The organism is Candidatus Zixiibacteriota bacterium (assembly GCA_040753495.1).
Classification (GTDB): domain Bacteria; phylum Zixibacteria; class MSB-5A5; order GN15; family PGXB01; genus DYGG01.
Genome location: JBFMEF010000029.1, coordinates 1 through 2,072, shown reverse-complemented (window position 1 = coordinate 2,072; position 2,072 = coordinate 1). Strand labels below are relative to the sequence as shown.

The following is a 2,072-nucleotide window of genomic DNA, read 5'->3' as shown; positions in this document are numbered from 1 at the left end:
CGGCCGCCGTCATATGCCGTAACATATTAATAATATGAGAGTTAGACCTATAGAGGTAGGGCCGGTAATATTCTGCCAAAGTTCGATTTTTTCAATGGTCCGGGGGCAAACAGGCGGCTTTTTGCCTTTGGCGCCACGAAGAATATGGGATTTTCCCCATACTGAGTGGTATATTGGCAGACGGCATCCGGGCGAGCGATTAAGCTTGAAGATTCCGCCCCGTTGTTTTATAAATGAGGTAATAATCAGAGATAGTTGTATGAGAGGTGAAGATGGCACAACATTATAAGCTATATCTGGCGGGAAACTGGGTGGAGCGCGACCGGAAGATAGAAGTGCGCTCGCCGTATGATGATTCTCTGGTCGGTACCGTAGCGGCGGCCGGGGCGACTGATTATACGGCTGCGATTGATGCCGCGCAGCAGGCGTTTGCGACGACCCGCGAGTTGCCATCATATAAGCGCGAGGATGCCTGTCTCTATATAGCGCAGGGTTTGGAAAAGGAGATTGAACGTTTCGCCCGTATGATGTGCCTGGAGGTGGGAAAGGTCTGTCGTGACGCCGTCGGTGAGGTCAAGCGGGCGATCGGGGTATTTAGAACGGCAGCGGAAGAGGCAAAACGAATCGGCGGGGAGATAATCGACCTCGACTGGGCGGTCGGCTCCGAAGAGCGAATAGGCTTAGTGCGGCGTTTTCCGCTGGGGGTTGTGGCCGGCATCTCTCCTTTCAATTTTCCGCTGAACCTGGTGGCTCATAAGATTGCGCCGGCAATTGCCAGCGGTAACGGCATGGTCCTGAAACCGGCCTCCAAGACACCTATTATCGCCCTGATGCTGGCCGAACTGATTGAAAAATCAGGATATCCGCCGCAGGCGATTTCAATTCTCCCCGGGTCGTCAAAAGATGCCGCCCCGCTTATAGATGATGAGCGAGTCAAGCTGATTACTTTCACCGGTTCCCCTGAAGTCGGCTGGTGGATTAAGGAAAAAGGCAAAGAGAAGAAGGTAGTGCTGGAGCTGGGAGGGAACGCCGGGGTGGCGGTGGCTGATGACGCCGACCTGGAATATGCCGCCAATCGTCTGCTCTATGGCGCCTTCGGACAAGCCGGGCAGTCTTGTATCTCTGTTCAGAGGATTTATCTCCATAAAGATATCGCAAACTCCTTTCTCTCAATCTTCAAAGACAAAATCAAAAATCTGAAAATGGGCGACCCGCAGAAACCGGAAACTGACTTGGGCCCAATGGTTGACAATGAATCGGCCGAGCGGGTGGAGCAGTGGATTGCCGAAGCGGTCAAAGGCGGGGCAAAGATAATCACCGGCGGCAAGAGAAACGGCCGTTTCCTGGAGCCGACTCTTCTGGGCAACGTGCGACAGGATATGAAAGTATGTTTCAAAGAGGTTTTCGCCCCGCTGGCAATCATATTCGAATATTCTGATTTCAGGGAGATGGTGGCAGAAATCAATAATTCGGCGTATGGACTGCAGGCAGGGATTTTCACGCAGCGGATAAAAGATATCTTCTACGCTTATAAACATCTCGAAGTCGGCGGGGTGATAATAAACGATATCTCTACCTACCGGGCGGACCATCAACCGTACGGCGGGGTCAAGCAGTCGGGTACCGGGCGGGAGGGAGTGAAGTATGCCATAGAGGATATGACAGAAATGAGATTTTTGGGGCTGAATCTGAAATAACGAAAGAAGACTTTACAGACTGAAAAATTCTGCAAGAGGAGATAGAGAGTGATGCTTTTGGGCGCGCATATGTCGATTGCGGGAGGAGTCTATAACGCCGTGCTGGACGGCAAGAAGGCGACCTGTGATACAATTCAGATATTCACCAAGTCCTCCAATCAGTGGCGCGCCAAGCCGCTGACCGACGAAGAGGTCGAGCGTTTCTTTGCCGAGCAGAAAAACACCGGCGTGACCGTTTCCTGCGCGCACGACAGTTATCTGATTAATCTTGGCTCCCCTGATGAAGAACTCTATAAAAAGTCGTATGAGGCGTTCCAAATCGAATTGGAGCGATGTGACATCCTGAAAGTCCCCAATCTGGTAATGCATCCCGGC

Annotated in this window: 2 protein-coding genes; both read left to right on the top strand. The window is 51.9% G+C overall.

The genetic code is table 11. From position 1 onward, the window contains the following. Window positions 1-272: 272 nt before the first annotated feature. Window positions 273-1,697 (top strand): aldehyde dehydrogenase family protein, encoded by a 1,425-nt coding sequence (locus tag AB1690_01620; GenBank protein ID MEW6013998.1) that lies wholly within the window; start codon window positions 273-275, stop codon window positions 1,695-1,697. Window positions 1,698-1,748: 51 nt separating this feature from the next. Further along, on the top strand, window positions 1,749-2,072 hold a 324-nt coding region (locus tag AB1690_01615; GenBank protein ID MEW6013997.1), incomplete at its 3' end, for a TIM barrel protein.

Coding starts and splice junctions, on each gene's coding strand:
- AB1690_01620 (MEW6013998.1), top strand. CDS start 273: ATGGCACAACATTATAAGCTATATCTGGCGGGAAACTGGGTGGAGCGC.